The organism is Streptomyces sp. NPDC059649 (genome assembly GCF_042734445.1).
GTDB lineage: Bacteria > Actinomycetota > Actinomycetes > Streptomycetales > Streptomycetaceae > Streptomyces.
Window position 1 is genome coordinate 1 of record NZ_JBHWDV010000041.1, and the last position, 15,471, is coordinate 15,471.

General features: G+C 72.9%; 14 protein-coding genes. 9 read left to right on the plus strand and 5 right to left on the minus strand.

Translation table 11 applies throughout. From position 1 onward, the window contains the following. Window positions 1-212: 212 nt before the first annotated feature. Together ACFV1J_RS30855 and ACFV1J_RS30860 are read right to left on the minus strand one after the other, a co-directional pair. Window positions 213-1,514 (minus strand): aspartate aminotransferase family protein, encoded by a 1,302-nt coding sequence (locus tag ACFV1J_RS30855; RefSeq protein WP_385863534.1) that lies wholly within the window; start codon window positions 1,512-1,514, stop codon window positions 213-215. Continuing rightward, the gene (locus ACFV1J_RS30860) at window positions 1,511-2,353 is read right to left on the minus strand and encodes a nitrilase-related carbon-nitrogen hydrolase (RefSeq protein WP_385863536.1); all 843 of its coding nucleotides are present in this window, start codon (window positions 2,351-2,353) and stop codon (window positions 1,511-1,513) included. Before ACFV1J_RS30860 ends, ACFV1J_RS30855 begins: the two co-directional genes overlap by 4 nt. A gap of 181 nt (window positions 2,354-2,534) precedes the next feature. Here ACFV1J_RS30860 and ACFV1J_RS30865 point away from each other — a divergent pair, with 181 nt between their 5' ends. From ACFV1J_RS30865 to ACFV1J_RS30875, 3 genes are all read left to right on the plus strand, one after another. Next, window positions 2,535-2,966, plus strand: coding sequence for a MarR family winged helix-turn-helix transcriptional regulator (locus tag ACFV1J_RS30865; RefSeq protein ID WP_385863539.1), 432 nt, complete (start codon window positions 2,535-2,537; stop codon window positions 2,964-2,966). Beyond that, on the plus strand, window positions 2,963-4,480 hold the full coding sequence (locus ACFV1J_RS30870; protein ID WP_385863541.1) for an MFS transporter: 1,518 nt from the start codon (window positions 2,963-2,965) through the stop codon (window positions 4,478-4,480). Before ACFV1J_RS30865 ends, ACFV1J_RS30870 begins: the two co-directional genes overlap by 4 nt. Window positions 4,481-4,574: 94 nt before the next feature. Continuing rightward, window positions 4,575-5,129: an isochorismatase family protein gene (locus ACFV1J_RS30875; protein ID WP_385863543.1), complete on the plus strand. Its 555-nt coding sequence runs from the start codon at window positions 4,575-4,577 to the stop codon at window positions 5,127-5,129. On the opposite strand, the gene ACFV1J_RS30880 is transcribed toward ACFV1J_RS30875, so the two are convergent. Beyond that, window positions 5,113-6,609 carry an amidase gene (locus ACFV1J_RS30880; RefSeq protein ID WP_385863545.1) on the minus strand — a complete coding sequence of 499 codons (1,497 nt, stop codon included), beginning with the start codon at window positions 6,607-6,609 and terminating at the stop codon, window positions 5,113-5,115. The genes ACFV1J_RS30875 and ACFV1J_RS30880 overlap by 17 nt on opposite strands. Window positions 6,610-6,892: 283 nt before the next feature. Between ACFV1J_RS30880 and ACFV1J_RS30885 the strand changes: the two genes are divergently transcribed. The 3 genes from ACFV1J_RS30885 to ACFV1J_RS30895 all read left to right on the plus strand — a co-directional run bounded on the left by ACFV1J_RS30885 (window position 6,893) and on the right by ACFV1J_RS30895 (window position 9,890). After that, complete coding sequence (locus ACFV1J_RS30885) at window positions 6,893-7,636, plus strand: hypothetical protein (RefSeq protein ID WP_385863548.1); 744 nt, start codon at window positions 6,893-6,895, stop codon at window positions 7,634-7,636. 137 nt (window positions 7,637-7,773) lie between these two features. Beyond that, window positions 7,774-8,874: a calcium:proton antiporter gene (locus tag ACFV1J_RS30890; RefSeq protein ID WP_385863550.1), complete on the plus strand. Its 1,101-nt coding sequence runs from the start codon at window positions 7,774-7,776 to the stop codon at window positions 8,872-8,874. Window positions 8,875-9,038: 164 nt separating this feature from the next. Beyond that, window positions 9,039-9,890: a polysaccharide deacetylase family protein gene (locus ACFV1J_RS30895; RefSeq protein WP_385863551.1), complete on the plus strand. Its 852-nt coding sequence runs from the start codon at window positions 9,039-9,041 to the stop codon at window positions 9,888-9,890. A gap of 253 nt (window positions 9,891-10,143) precedes the next feature. Here the strand turns inward: ACFV1J_RS30895 and ACFV1J_RS30900 are convergent, their stop codons facing one another. After that, entirely contained in the window at window positions 10,144-10,881 is a 738-nt protein-coding gene (locus ACFV1J_RS30900) for an SDR family NAD(P)-dependent oxidoreductase (protein ID WP_385863554.1), read from the minus strand. 169 nt (window positions 10,882-11,050) lie between these two features. Between ACFV1J_RS30900 and ACFV1J_RS30905 the strand changes: the two genes are divergently transcribed. Next, window positions 11,051-11,677 (plus strand): class I SAM-dependent methyltransferase, encoded by a 627-nt coding sequence (locus ACFV1J_RS30905; RefSeq protein ID WP_385863556.1) that lies wholly within the window; start codon window positions 11,051-11,053, stop codon window positions 11,675-11,677. Window positions 11,678-11,841: 164 nt separating this feature from the next. Next, window positions 11,842-12,813, plus strand: coding sequence for a non-homologous end-joining DNA ligase (ligD, locus tag ACFV1J_RS30910; protein ID WP_385863558.1), 972 nt, complete (start codon window positions 11,842-11,844; stop codon window positions 12,811-12,813). Between the two features lie 157 nt (window positions 12,814-12,970). On the opposite strand, the gene ACFV1J_RS30915 is transcribed toward ligD, so the two are convergent. Then, window positions 12,971-13,870: a hypothetical protein gene (locus ACFV1J_RS30915; RefSeq protein WP_385863560.1), complete on the minus strand. Its 900-nt coding sequence runs from the start codon at window positions 13,868-13,870 to the stop codon at window positions 12,971-12,973. Between the two features lie 394 nt (window positions 13,871-14,264). Here ACFV1J_RS30915 and ACFV1J_RS30920 point away from each other — a divergent pair, with 394 nt between their 5' ends. Beyond that, entirely contained in the window at window positions 14,265-15,374 is a 1,110-nt protein-coding gene (locus ACFV1J_RS30920; protein WP_385863562.1) for a glutathione S-transferase family protein, read from the plus strand. Window positions 15,375-15,471 lie beyond the last annotated feature (97 nt).

Sequence of the window (15,471 nt, forward strand, 5' to 3'; positions counted from 1 at the left end):
GTCCACACAACCGGCCCCGGAGGACCGTCACCGCACCCAACAGAACCCAGCCCGCCGCAGGCGCAACGGCGACCAACACCCGCGGCGCCGCAGACAAGTACGTGGGAGGCGCCGCAAAGCGCAACGGCGAGACGACCCACGGCGGGACGGACAGGTACGTGGGAGGCGCCGCAAAGCGCAGCGCCCCGCGGCGCCGCAGACAGCTACGAACGTCAAACAGCCCGAAGCGCCTCCGCGAGGGCTTCCGCTCCTTCTTCCGCCTCGGCGACCGTCAAAGACATCGGTGGAGCGATCCGCAGTGCCGCGCCGCCCTGGCCGCCCTTGCCGATCAGGAGGCCGCGTTCGCGGGCGGCCTCCAGGACCTGGGTGGCCGCTTCGGGGGACGGGACGTCCGTACCGGGGCGGACCAGTTCGATGCCGATCATCAGGCCCCGGCCGCGTACCTCGCGTACCACGTCGAGGCCGGCCGCGACCGCCCGTAGGCGCTCGATGAGCAGGCCGCCGACCCGCCGGGCGTTGCCCTGGAGGTCGTGTTCGAGGAGGTAGGTGAGGTTGGCGAGGCCGGCGGCCATCGTGACGGGGCTGCCGCCGAAGGTGGAGATGGAGTTGGCGGGCAGCGCGTTCATCACCTCGGCGCGGGCCACCACCCCGCCGATGGACATGCCGTTGCCGATGCCCTTGGCGAACGTGAGCAGGTCGGGCGGGCCGTTGTCCGCATGGGCCTGCCAGCCCCAGAAGTGGTCGCCGGTGCGGCCCCAGCCGGTCTGCACCTCGTCGCTGATCCAGAGGATGCCGTGCCGGTCCAGGACCTGGCGGAAGGCGGCGTAGAGGCCGTCCGGCGGGAGGGTGAAGCCGCCGACGCCCTGGACCGGTTCGGCGATCAGCGCGGCGACGCCGCCGGCCGTCTGCTGGAGCATGTCCTCCAGGTCGGCGACGCAGGCCGCGATGTACTCCCGGTCGTCCAGGCCGGCGTACGGGCCGCGGCTGCGCACCCCGCCGTGGACGTAGAGCGTCTGGAGGGGCGAGAGGCTGGTGGGTGACCAGCTGGTGTTCCCGGTGACGCCGACGGTCGAGAAGGACCGGCCGTGGTAGCTGTTGCGCATCGCCAGGATCTGGTTGGAGCGGCGGTGGTTGGTGGCCAGCAGGAGGGCGGTGTCGTTGGCCTCGGTGCCCGAGGTGGTGAAGAAGACCCGGGCGTCGGGGATGCCGGAGAGCGCCGCGATCCGCTCGGCCAGTTCGATCATGGGCCGGGAGAGGTAGAGCGTCGAGGTGTGGATGATGCGGCCGGCCTGCTCGCTGACGGCCTTGGTGACCTCGGGCAGCGCATGGGCCGTCATGGTGGTGAGGATGCCGCCGAAGAAGTCGAGGTAGCGGTTGCCCTCGGCGTCCCAGACGTACCGGCCCTCGCCGTGGGTGAGTTCGAGGGGCCGCTCGTAGTAGAGGCTGAGCCAGGAGGGCAGTACGGACCGGTGGCGGGCGTGCAGATCGGCCGGGTCGTGGGGGTGGTGGGTCACGGCTGCACCAGCCCTTCGTACGCGTCGGGGCGGCGGTCGCGGTAGAACGCCCACTGCTGGCGGACCTCGTCGATCAGCCGGAAGTCCAGGTCGCGGACGACCAGTTCCTCCTTGGAGTCGCTGGCGACCTCGCCGACGAACTGGCCTCGGGGGTCGACGAAGTAGCTGGTGCCGTAGAAGTCGTTGTCGCCGTACTCCTCGACGCCGACCCGGTTGATCGCCGCGATGAAGTACTCGTTGGCGACCGCGGCCGCGGGCTGCTCCAGCTTCCACAGGTAGGCGGACAGGCCGCGGGAGGTGGCGGACGGGTTGTAGACCAGCTGGGCGCCGTTGAGGCCCAACTGCCGCCAGCCTTCCGGGAAGTGGCGGTCGTAGCAGATGTAGACCCCGACCTTGCCGACGGCGGTGTCGAAGACCGGCCAGCCGGCGTTGCCCGGTTTGAAGTAGTACTTCTCCCAGAAGCCCTTGACCTGCGGGATGTGGTGCTTGCGGTAGCTGCCGAGGACCGTGCCGTCGGCGTCGATGACGGCCGCGGTGTTGTAGTAGAAGCCGGACTGCTCGACCTCGAAGACCGGAACGACGATGACCATGCCGGTTTCGCGGGCGAGTTCCTGCATCCGGCGTACGGTCGGGCCGTCGGGCACCGGCTCGGCCCAGCGGTAGTGCTCCGGCTCCTGGACCTGGCAGAAGTACGGAGCGTTGAAGACCTCCTGGAAGCCGATCACCTTCGCGCCCTGCGCGGCCGCCGCCCTGGCGTACTCCTCGTGCTTCGCGATCATCGATTCGGTGTCGCCGGTCCAGGTCGCCTGGACCAGTGCGGCACGCACAACATCGGCCATGAGCTGCTCCCTCGTCCGTAAGTCAGCCTGCAGCCCACGCGGGATCTACGCGTGTGGAGGTGACCGTAGGCCCCGCCATGGGCGCTGGCAAGACCATCTCCTGCGTGGCGCGTCCGGGAGGGAACGGGAAATTCGACAGGCAAACTTGCAAGATTGCCTGTCGATCTCTTACGGTGGGCACATGCCGGACAACGACCAGGAACAGCTCGCGACGGAACTGCGGGCGACCCTCTCCCAGCTGATGCGACATCTGCGCGTCGCTTCGTCGGACGGCGAGTTCACCCCCTCCCAGCGTGCGGTCCTCTCCCGCATCGAGACCGACGGCCCCGCCACGATCGCGGCGCTGGCCCGCGCCGAGCTGGTCCGGCCGCAGTCGATGCGGCTGACCGTCGGAGCATTGGAGGAGCGGGGGGTCCTCGCCCGCAGCCCGCATCCGACGGACGGCCGCCAGGTGGTCTTCTCGCTCACCGAGGAGGGCCGCCGGCTGATCGACGCGGTGCGCCGGGCCAAGCACAACTGGCTCGCGGTGGCCATCGCCGACCGGCTGACACCACAGGAGCAGCGGACCCTGGCCGAGGCGACCGGGCTGATACGGCGGCTGACGCAGGAATGAACGACTCCGGCGCCAGGGAAGGGACCACCGGCCGCTCGGCGGACGTGCCGGGTCGCTCGGCGGACGTGCCGGGTCGCTGCGCCGGGCCGGCGCAGCCGGACGACCGGGCCTTCGGCGCCCGGCTGATGACGCCGCTGCTGCTCGGATCGCTGCTCAACCCCGTCAACTCGACGATGATCGCCACCTCGTTGGTGGCCATCGGCCAGGACTTCCGCGTCGGCGCCGCGCAGACCGCCTGGCTCGTTTCCGCGCTCTACCTCTCCAGCGCGGTGGGCCAGCCCTCCATGGGGCGGCTGGCCGACCGGATCGGCCCGCGCCGGGTGTTCCTCGCCGGCATGCTGGCTGTTTGTGCCGCGGGGCTGATCGGGGCGCTGGCGACCGGCTTCACCCTGCTGATCGTCTCCCGGGTTGTGCTCGGCATCGGTACCGCGGCGGCCTATCCCGCGGCGATGGCCCTGCTGCGCGCCGAGTCCCGCCGGCTGGGCCGGCCCACGCCCCGGTACGTCCTCGGGCGGCTCTCGCTGGCCGCGCTGGGCAGTGCGGCGGTCGGGCCCACGCTCGGCGGGCTGCTGGTCGCGACGGCGGGCTGGCGCGCGGTGTTCGCGGTCAATGTCCCGCTGGCGCTGCTGGCCGGGGCGGGCGCGCTGGCCTGGCTGCCGGCGGACGGGCGGCGGGATGGTGCAGACGGTGCGGAACGGGGCGCCGTCACTCCGGGCGCCGCGGAACGCACGGCGCACGGCGCCGGTTCGCTCGACCCGCTGGGCATCGGGTTGTTCGCCGCCGCGCTGACCTGCGCGATGTTCTTCCTGCTGCGACTGCAGGAGCCACAGTGGCTGCTGCTGGCGCCGACCGCCGTGCTGGGAGCCGTGCTGGTGTGGTGGCAGCTGCGCCACCCGGAGCCGTTCATCGATCTGCGGATGCTCGCCGGCAACCGCGCGCTGGTGCTGACCTATCTGCGGCAGGGCCTGACGTACCTGGTCATCTACTGCGTGCTCTACGGCTTCGGCCAGTGGCTGGAGGAGGCGCACGGCTACTCGTCCTTCCACGCCGGGCTGGTCATGCTGCCGATGTCCGGTGCGGCCGCCGTCTGCTCGCTCGTGGGCGCCCGGACGAGGGGCCTGCGCGCGCCGCTGACCGTCGCCGCGGGCTGTCTCACCGCCGGCAGCGCGGTCTTCCTGCTGCTCCACGGGACCAGCCCGCTGCTGGTGCTGCTGTGCGCGGGAGCGCTCTTCGGCATCCCGCAGGGCCTGGCCTCGACCGGCAACCAGGCGGCGGTCTACGCCCAGGCGCCGGCCGACGGCGTGGGCGCGGCGGCCGGGCTGCAGCGCACCGCCCAGTACCTCGGCGCGATCACCGCCGCCGGCCTGATCGGGCTGCTCTACGGGCCGCAGGCCGCGGACCCGGGGCTGCACCGCATCGCCCTGATCGGTGTCGTCCTGGGCCTGTCGTTGTGCGTCCTGACCGTCGCCGACCGGACGCTGCGCCGTGGCGCCACCACCCCGACCGGCGGCTAGATCCGGCCACCGGCCACTCACCTCACCCGCGCCACACCAGCCTCCGCGGTTTCCCCGACCCTCCGCCCTTCACCCTCCACCTACAAGGAGCGTCATGCCCCTCACCACCCTCGACCCGAAGACCGCCCTGGTCCTGATCGACCTGCAGAAGGGGATCACCGGACTGCCCACCGTGCCGGTGCCCGCCACCGACGTCGTCGGGCGGGCCGCCCGACTGGCCGCCGCGTTCCGCGCCCGCGAGCTGCCGGTCGTGCTGGTGAACGTCACCGGCGGTGCGCCCGGCCGTACGGAGTTCCCGACGGGGGGCGGTACGCCGCCGGCCGATTGGGCGGAGCTGGTGCCCGAACTGGACCGGCAGCCCGGCGACCTCACCGTCAGCAAGCAGCGGTGGGGCGCCTTCCACGGCACCGGGCTGGACCGGGAGCTGCGCGACCGCGGGGTCACCCAGATCGTGCTGGCCGGCATCGCCACCAGCATCGGCGTGGAGTCCACCGCCCGCGCCGCGCACGAGCACGGCTACCACGTCACCCTGGTCACCGACGCGATGGCCGACCTGGACGAGGCGGCACACCACAACAGCCTGGCGAAGGTCTTCCCGCGGCTGGGCGAGACCGGCAGCACCGAGGCGGTCCTCACGCTCCTCGGCTGACCACGGTGCCGTCGATCCGAGCCGGGTGGGCCGGCGGCCAGTGCTCGTACCAGCGCAGTTCGGCCTCGAGCTGGGCGGCCAGTGAGATCAGCCGCGGCTCGCCGTGGGCCGGGCCGAGGAGCTGGGCGCCCAGCGGCAGGCCGTCCGCGCTGAATCCGGCCGGTACGCTCACGCCCGGCCAGCCGAGGACGTTCCACGGCCAGGCGTACGGGCAGGCGGCGATCATGGCCTGATCCGTGCGCCAGCCGCTCATCTTCGCCAGGGTGCCGATGCGCGGCGGCGGGGTCGCCGTGGTGGGCGTCAGCAGGACGTCGTAGGGGCCGAACAGGGCGCCGATGCGCTGCTGTTGGCGCTTCTCGACGGCGCGGGCGCGGCGCAGTACGGGCCCGCCGAGCAGCCGGCCGAGCCGCGCCGAGCCCCGCGTCCGGCGGTCCAGCAGGGCGCGGTCGGGGACCCGGGCGGCCCACTCCCCCACCCCGACCGTGGCCCGCGGGACGAAGGCCAGGCCCACCAGCCCGTAGTCCGGCTCGGCCTCCTCGACGAAGTGGCCGAGCCGGACCAGGGCGCGGGCCACGTCGGTCACCGCCGCCCGGACGTCGGGGTGCAGCGGTTTGCGGGTGAAGGTGGTGGCCGCCTTCCAGGACAGTGCGATCCGCAGCCGGCCCGGGTCGCGGCGGACCGCTTCGCGGGCCGCGATGGCGGGCGGGCGGTGCAGATCGCCGGCGTGGTTGCCGGCGGCCACGTCCAGCAGCAGCGCCGCGTCCTCGACCGTGCGGGCGAGCGGGCCGATGCCGGTGATGCCCTGGAACGCCTCGGGGTCCGGCCAGGTGGAGATCCGGCCGCGCTGGGGTTTGATGCCGACGAGGTGGGACCAGGCGGCGGGGATCCGTACCGAGCCGGCGCCGTCGGTGCCGAGCGCGGCCGCCACCAGGCCGGCCGCGACCGCGGCGGCCGAGCCGCCGGAGGAGCCGCCCGGGGTGTGCGCGAGGTTCCAGGGGTTGCAGGTGTTGCCGAAGGCCGGGCCCTCGGTGAACGGCCACTGGCCCAGTTCGCAGGCGTTGGTCTTGCCGACGATGATCGCGCCGGCCGCGCGCAGCCGCCGCACCACCTCCGAGTCCCGTTCCTTCGGCGGGAATTCACCGGCGCAGCCGAACGCGGTGGGCTCGCCCGCCACATCGGTGTCGTCCTTGACGGCGACCGGCACGCCCAGCAGCGGCAGCCGCTCGCCGGCGGCGAGTCTGCGGTCGGCCTCGGCGGCCTCCGCGAGCGCCGCCTCGGCGCGTACCCGCCGGAAGGCGTTGACGGTGCTCTGGGTGGCCTCGATGCGCTCCAGCGAGCGCCGGACCAGCGCGGTGGAGGTCACGCTGCCGTCGGCCAGCGCCCGGGACTGCTCGGCGAGACCCGCCAACTCCCCGGCCGCGGCCCCGGCGTGCCGGGCCGGGGCTCCGGTCGCACTCTCCTGACTCTCGTCAACGCTCACGCTGCGCGCCCTCCCTGGGACCGCTCATTCGAACGAACGGTCCCAGGAGGCTAATCGGACCCGCCGCGCCCATCAACGTCGCCGCGCGGGACGGTACATCGACGACACACGGACGGCACACAGCGGCCGCGGGACGGCGGTGAACGTCACGTTCCGGACATCCGGCGGACGTCACGGGAGGTGGCGTACGACGGGCCACGGCGGGCCGGCGGGGGCGCTTTCCGCGGCCGTCCGGTGCCCCGCCCTCGAACACCCGGCCGGGCAGCCGCTACGCTCCCCGGCCATGGATGACACCCTGCTGCTCCTGACCGTGGCGACCGCGGCCCTCCTCGTGGGGCTGGTGGCCGGCTGGGCCGGCCAAGCGGCCGCGGCCCGTCGGAAGCTGGACCGCGAACAGAGCTTCTTCGGGCTGCCGGGCGGTTCGGAGTGCGTACTGGTCACCCACCGCGACAGCTCCTCGCCCCACTGGTCCATCCCGCGCCATGACGCGCTGGCGCTGCTGGGCCTGGCCGCGGTGATCGAGAACTGCGGTGCGCACCCGGAGGTGGCCCCGCACGACACCGGACTCCAGGGGTTCGGGGCGCGCACCGAGTTCTGCGTCGGCGACCCCACCGTGCACCGCCGGCTGGCGGCCCATATGGCCAGCCTGCTGCCGGGGGTCGCGGTGCATCCGGGCGACGACTCCGGGGCCGGCCGGGGCACCTTCACCATCGGCGGTACGGCGTACCGGATGGAGCCGGGGACGGTGGAGTACGTGCTGCTGGCCCGGCTGACGGCGGGTGAGGGCGGCCGTCCGGTGTTCCTGGCGGCCGGGCAGCGTCCGGTCACCCACCGGGCCGCGGTCCGCCATCTCGTCCGGAACCGGGCCAAGCTGGCACGCCGGCACGGGGCCGACGGCCAGTTCTGCCTGTTGCTGAAGGTGGTCAATTCGCAGGCGTACGGGCCGGACGTGGTCGAGCTGGTCGCGGACGTCACCAAGGCCGCGACCGCGCCGGCGGAGCCGAAGGGGCACCGGGCGGCGGCCTGAGCGCGGTCGGTGCCGCCGCCCGGTACGGCGGTCGCTCTGAGCGCGGCGCCGCGGCGGTCCTGAGCGCGAGAGGGCGGCGGCCCTGAGTGCGGTGCTTTTGCCGGGATATGTCCGGGCCGTCTGCGAAGCTCGTCGGCATGATCGCGTCTCTCCGTTCGCCCGTCCTGCACTGGACGACGGTGCTGCCGGTGCTGGCGGTGGTGCTGCTGGCCCTGACGTGGGGACGGGCGCTCCCGCCCCCGCTGGTCGGGCTGGTGTCGTACTTCCTGGCCGCGGCGGTGCTGTCCGCGGTGCACCACGCGGAGGTGATCGCGCACCGGGTGGGCGAGCCGTTCGGGTCGCTGGTTCTGGCGGTCGCGGTGACCGTCATCGAGGTGGCGCTGATCGTCACGTTGATGGCGGACGGCGGGGAGAAGAGCGCCGCGCTGGCCCGGGACACCGTCTTCGCGGCGGTGATGATCACCTGCAACGGGATCGTCGGCCTGTGTCTGCTGGTCGGTGCGCTCAAGCGGAAGGTGGCCGTCTTCAACGCCGAGGGGACCGGGGCCGCGCTGGCGACGGTCGCCACCGTGGCCGGGCTGAGCCTGGTGCTGCCGACGTTCACCACGACCGCGCCGGGCCCGCGGTTCTCCACCCCGCAGCTGGTGTTCGCTGCGCTGGCCGCGCTGGTGCTCTACGGCCTGTTCGTGACCACCCAGACGGTCCGGCACCGGGACTACTTCCTGCCGGTGACCCCGTCCGGCGAGGTGATCGACACCGAGGACCACGCCGATCCGCCGACCGCACGGGCCGCGCTGCTCAGCCTGGGCCTGCTGGCGCTGGCACTGATCGCGGTGGTCGGGCTGGCCAAGGGCGTGTCGCCGGCCATCGAGTCCGGGGTGGCCGCGGCGGGTCTGCCGTCGTCGGTCGTGGGCATCGTGATCGCGCTGCTGGTGCTGCTGCCGGAGACCATCGCGGCGGTCCGCGCGGCCCGCCGCGACCGCGTGCAGACCAGTCTGAACCTCGGTCTCGGCTCGGCGATGGCCAGTATCGGCCTGACCATCCCCGCGGTCGCGCTGGCCACGGTCTGGCTGCCGGTGCCGCTGGTCCTGGGCCTGGGCGCCAGCCATCTGGTGCTGCTCGCGCTGACCGTGATCGTGGGCACCCTGACGGTCATCCCCGGCCGCGCCACCCCCCTCCAGGGCGGCGTCCACCTCACCCTGCTGGCCGCGTACATCGTGCTGGCGGTCAGCCCGTAGCACCGTCCGGGCGCGGGGCGTCGGCGGTACCGCGGAGCCGCCTGGCGCACGCGCCTCGCGCCCGTAGGGCAACCGCCCCGCGCCGGCCGGCCGATCGGGTACGGAACCCGCTGCCCCCGGTGTCGTTCCCGCTCGCGCGGAAACCCGCATGAGAGCACCGAAGGATGCCATCGGATAAGCACATCCATACGAGGCGGAGACTGCTGCAGGCCGCGCTCGCGGTGGGCGCGCTCTCCGCCGGCCGCTTCTTCCTCCCGCCCGCGGACGGCACGCCGGAGGCCGCCGGGGACCGGCCGGACCGGCACCGGCCACCGCCCCGCGGCACCCCCGGCCGCCCCGATCCGGCGAGCACCTCGGAGGCGTACCGGCTGCGCCCCATGGCCGGCGAGACCTCGCTCTCCGGGCCGGGGGCCTCGCCGCCGCACCCGGACGTCGCCCACACGCTCGGCACCGACCGCCGGGAGATCTTCCTGACCTTCGACGACGGCCCGCACCCCCACCACACCCCGGAGATCCTGCGGATCCTGCGCCGCAACGGGGCCCGGGCGACCTTCTTCGTCGTCGGGGAATACGCCGATGCCTTCCCGGAGCTGCTGCAGGACATCGCCGACGACGGCCACGCCGTCGGCAACCACACCTGGACCCACCCCCAGCTCCCCGGGCTGCCGCCGGGCGCGGTACGCAGCGAACTCGGCCGCACCAGCAGCCTGATCGACGACGTCCTGGGCGCCGCCCCGAACCTGGCCCGGGCCCCGTACGGTGCCTGGGACGATCCCTCGCTGAGCATCTGCAACGAGCTGGGCATGTCGCCGGTCGGCTGGGCGATCGACTCACGGGACTGGACGGAACCAGGGGTGGGCAGCATCATCGACGCGGTCATGGAGGAGCTGCACCCGGGCGCGATCGTGCTCTCGCACGACGGCGGCGGGGAGCGGAGCCAGACCGTCGACGCGCTGGACCGATATCTGCCGCGCCTGATGGACGACGGCTACCGACCGGCCCGCATCGAACCGTGAGGGCGCAGATCGCATGCGGGCCCCTGTCACTGGCGGCCGGCTTCGGGCGCATCACCGAACGATCACAAACACGCATCAAAGGGTGAGAACGGTCACTCCGCAGCGTATTGCTCTGGTGAGTGGTTTATCGTTCAATTGGAAGCGGCGCCGAGCGCCCTCCCCCAAGCTGCCCCGGCCGAATTCCCCCGTTCGGCCGGGGCTTCCCCTTTTCCGGCGACCTGTCGGCCCGGGTCCGCACACCCGTGGATGGCCCTCACCTCAGGTGCGAGGCGCCGTTCACGTCCAATACAGCGCCCGAGGACCAGACCGCTTCCGGTGAGGCGAGATAGTGGACGGCCGCGGCCACGTCCAAGGGCGCGGCGACCCGCCCGAACGGGCTCTGCTGCCGCACCTCCTCCGTCAGCCGGTCCGCGACCCGCTCGGTGGTCACGAACCCCGGCGCCACCGACGCCACCGCGATCCCGTACGGCGCGAGGTGCACCGCCAGCGACTGGCCCATCGCATGCAGCGCCGCCTTCGTCGCGCCGTACGCCGGATGGTCCGGCTCACCGCGGTAGGCGCCGCGCGAGCCGATGTTGACGATCCGGCCCTCCACCTCGCGCTCGATCATGTTCCGCGCCGCGCAGTAGCTCACATGCGCCGCACCGAGCAGATTGACGTCCACGATCCGCCGCCAGGCCCGCTGCCAGTCCTCGAACGTGGTGCGGTCCAGCGGATGCGGCTCGTTCGCCGCGGCGTTGTTGACCAGGACATCGACGCCGCCCAGCCCCTGCACGGCGGCCGCGACCACCGCCTCGGCCCCCTCCGGGGTACTGACGTCCCCGTGCACCAGCACGTGTCCGCTCCCCGGAAGCCCGGCGAAGGCCTCCTCCGCCGCCTCCCGCCGGGACGCGTAGTGCAGCGCGATCCGGTCCCCGTCCGCGGCGAACCGCTCGGCCACCGCCCGTCCGATCCCCCGCGAGGCCCCCGTGACCAGCACTCCCCGACTCATCGGCACCCCTCCGTCGCTCGCTCGGTCCACGCCTCTCGGCATACCGCAAACGATCTTAGGTAAGGGGGCGGGGCCGGCGCCGGGCGGGGACCGCCCGTGCCTGGTGGGTCGGCATGCACGGACTGGCTGCGCGCCGGGGAGCCCTCGTACCGTCGCCTACAGTCGCCGCATGCCGTTCGATCACAACGACCACTACCACCGGCTGCTGTTACGGCAGCTGCCGCCGCGCTGCCGTACGGCGCTCGACGTCGGATGCGGCACCGGGCGGTTCGCGCGGCGGCTGGCCGCGCGGGGCATCGACGTCCATGCGGTGGATCCGTCGCCGGACGCGCTCGCCCGGGCCCGCGCCGCCGCCGCGGAGACGCCCGGCGCACCACCGGTGCGCTACCAGCGGGCGGACGCGTCCCGGCTCCAACTCCCGCCCGGCCACTACGACTTCATCTCCTGCCTGGCGAGCCTGCACCACATGCCCTTCGAGACGGTGAGCGCGCTCCGGGCGGCGCTCGCGCCCGGTGGCGTGCTGGCCGTCCTCGGCTGCTATCCGGAGCGGACGCCGGCCGACTGGGCCTGGAGCCTGGCCGCCGTACCGGTGAACGCCGTCGCCCGGCTCGCCGTGGGCACGGCGGAGGCGCTCGGGCCGCCGGGGGTGGCGGACCGGGTGAAGGCACCGACCGCCCCGCCGACCGTGCCGCTCTCCCGGATCCGTCGGGAGGCCGCGGAGCTGCTCCCCGGCTGCCGTATCCGCCGGCTGCTCTTCTGGCGCTATCTGCTGGTCTTCCGGCGGCCGGACAGCTGACGGGGCGGCTGACGGGATGGCCGGCAGGGCGGCTGGTACAGCGGCTGGCCCGGCGGTTGGTCCGGATGACTTGTTCGGACGGCTGGTCCGGTGCGCGGTCGGAGGGCCTCGCGGCGGCCCGGCGTCGATCTGCGAACCCCCGCCCGTCGGCCGATGATCGAACCATGGCCCCCTCCACCGGGCGCGGCCCGGCTCCGTACCCCGTGATCCAGCCGATGCTGGCCACGGTCGGGCCGCTGCCCGCCCCGCACGAGGAGGCGGCGTGGGCGTTCGAGGCCAAATGGGACGGCGCGCGGTGCATCATCAACACCGCGGGCGACGGCACGATCCGGCTGGTGACCCGGGCGGGCAATGACGCCACGACGACGTATCCGGAGCTGGCGCCGCTCGGGGCGCAGTTGCAGGGCCGGATCGCGGTGCTGGACGGCGAGGTCGTGGTCCTCGATGCGCGCGGGCGGCCGGACTTCGGGCTGCTGCAGCGCCGGATGGGCGTGGTGAATCCGCGCCGCACCGCCCGGCTGGCCATGGAGCACCCGGTCCACCTGGTGATCTTCGACCTGATGTATCTGGAAGGGTCGCTGCTGGGCGCGCCGTACGTCGAGCGCCGCACCGCACTGGCCGGACTGGGACTGCGCGGCCCCAACTGGTCGGTGCCCGGCCATGTGGAGGGGCACGGGCAGCAGGCGTGGGAGGCCTCGCTGCAGGGCGGGCTCGAAGGCGTGGTGGCCAAGCGGCTCACCTCCCTGTACCTGCCCGGGGTCCGGTCACCCGAGTGGCGCAAGACCAAGCATCTGGAGACCCTCGACGTGGTCATCGGCGGCTGGTTGGAGGGGCACGGCACGCTGGCCGGGCTGCCCGGCTCCGTCCTCGCGGGGGTGGCGGAGCCGTCCGGGCTGCGGTACGTCGGCTCGGTCGGCTCCGGGCTGTCCGACCGGGAGCGCCATGAACTGGCGCGGTACCTGGGGGTGATCCCGCTGGACCGCTCCCCGTTCGTCAACCCGGTGGACGCGTCGGACGCCCACTGGGCCGAGCCCCGGCTCGTCGCCGAGATCGCCTTCAGCGGCTGGACCTCGGCCGGCCGGCTGCGCCACCCGATCTGGCACCGACTGCGACCGGACCTGACCCACCTGGGGTGAGGCCGGGTCGGGGTGGGGCAGACGGGGGTGGGGGTGGGGCAGGGACGGGGGTGGGGCAGGGACGGCTGCCCCGTAGCGCCAGAACGCCATGAAGCCGAGGGCGGGACTCCGTCAGGAACGGCGGAAGGAACCCGTCAGGAACGGTGGAAGGAACCCGTCACGGGTGGCAGAAGGAGGCCTCCGTGATCGAGCCGCCGGCGTTCTCGTCGTCCGAGCCCAGGACTCCCTTGGCGGACTTCGGCAGACAGGCCAGCGCCTCTACCTTGTGCCCGGAGAAAGTGGCGAGTCGCTTCGGTGCGTCGGAGACCTTCAGCCGGACGGCGCCGTGCTTGCCGACGGAGAGGTGCCCGGCGGCGTAGAGCGCGGAGTCGAACGGTCCGTCGTCGCCCGGGTCCGAGGTGGACGACACGGTGAGCGCGCCGTCGGAGGAGAGCTTCACGTCGGAGATCTGCCGGACGTCCTTCTTCGGGTACGGTGCCCGGAATTTCGCGGAATCCCGGGAGCCGAATGCATTGGTGTCCGGGTCCCATTCCGCCGCGGTGAGTTTCCCGGGGTGATCATTGCTTCCACGGTCCGCCCAGACGGCGGCTATTTTCCCGTGGCCGACGGCGGCCAGCGCCAATCCTTCGTAGTTTCCGTCAGGCGAAATACCCGGCAGCCGGAAGGTGCGCAGGACCCGGACCGTGGTGTTCTCGCGGCGTATGCGGTACGCCGTTCCGTCGCTCGCCAGGGCCACGTACTCGTGGGCCCGGCCCGGTACGGCGTCGATCCCCTCAAGGTCGACGGGCAGGGTGCCGCGCCAGGTCAGGGGGGTCACCCGGGGTGCGGTGCCGGGGCGGTAGGCGATCGCGACCACGCGATTCTCACCGGGCTTCTTGTTGTCGCGGACCGCGAGGGTGTCCACCGTGCCGCCGTGCCGGCCGTCGACCACGATGCCGCTGAGACCGGCCGTGATGCCACCCCCGACGCGCTGCCAGCCCTGCGCCGCGCCGGCGGTCGCGGACGGTGCCAGGAATGCGGCGCCCACCAGGGCGACGCTGAATGCTTTCTTGATCATCGAGCGATGGTAGGCAGTGCTCCGGGTCGCTGAACAGGTCCCTTGGGACACCTTTCGCACATTCCATCGCGCGTTCCGGCGGAATTCCACCGCAATACATGTGACCTGCCCGCAAGACACCCGACCACACCCGACCTGCCGGCAAGACACTCAATCTGCCGTAAGCCGCGCAACCTGCCGTAAGGCATGCGACCTGCCGCAAGGCGTGCGAAATCCGGAATTCCGGAGCGTTTGGTGGGTGTCAGCGGGAAGCCGGCAAGGGGCCCGGTCGCCCGCCCGGGTTCGGGATGCCCGCCATGAGGTTCGGCCCCGGAGGGCACACGATGGAGAACAAGGGGGTTGAGGGGCGTAAGGACCTGACGGTCCGCTTCACCGCAGACGGAAGGAGCCGGTGATGCCCGGCAACAGCAAGGGAAGTGGCGACCCCAACGGGGACGGCAGCGGCAGCGGCAACGCCGAGGGCGCGGGCGCGGGCCACACCGAGGGCGCGGGCAACGCCGCGTACGGCAGCAAGCCGTTCAAGCGCTCCAAGAGCCGCTTCGCGGACCGCATCACGGCGGACGGCCGCGACGGGTGGCCGGTCGAGGCCGGCCGCTACCGCCTGGTGGTCAGCCGCGCCTGCCCGTGGGCGAGCCGCGCCGTGGTCTCCCGGCGGCTGCTCGGGCTGGAGGACGCGCTCTCGCTCGCCATCGCCGACCCCATCCAGGACGACCGCAGCTGGCGCTTCACCCTGGACCCGGACGGCCGCGACCCCGTACTCGGCATCAGCTACCTCAGCGAGGCGTACGACGCCCGCGAGAAGGACTATCCCGGCGGGGTCAGCGTGCCCGCCGTCGTGGACATCCCCAGCGGTCAGCTGGTCACCAACGACTTCCAGCAGATCACTCTGGACTTCGCGACGGAATGGACGGCGCTGCACCGCCCCGGCGCGCCGGACCTGTACCCGGAGCCGCTGCGCGAGGAGATCGACGTGGTCATGGCGGGCGTCTACCGCGACGTCAACAACGGGGTCTACCGGGCCGGATTCGCCACCGGGCAGAGCGAGTACGAATCGGCCTTCCACGATCTCTTCCGGCGCCTGAACCTGCTGTCCGAGCGGCTTTCGGACCGCCGCTACCTCGTGGGCGACACGATCACCGAGGCCGACATCCGGCTGTTCACCACACTGGTCCGCTTCGACGCGGTCTACCACGGCCACTTCAAGTGCAACGGGTTCAAGCTGGCCGAGGACCCGGTGCTGTGGGCCTACGCCAGGGACCTGTTCCAGACCCCGGGCTTCGGTGACACCGTCGACTTCCACCACATCAAGCAGCACTACTACCGGGTGCACTCGGGCATCAATCCGACCGGCCTGGTCCCGGTCGGCCCGGACCTGTCCGGCTGGCTGACGCCGCACCACCGCGAGGAGTTGGGCGGCCGCCCGTTCGGCGACGGTACGCCACCGGGCCCGGTGCCACCGGCCGAGGAAGTACCACCCACCGGCCGCCCCGAACCGCTGCACTGACTGCGGGGGGCACTGGCTACGGGGTCACTGGCTACGGGGTCACGGACTGCCGGGCCATTGGCTAGGGGAGCACCGACTGCGGGGCCGGCCACCGGCC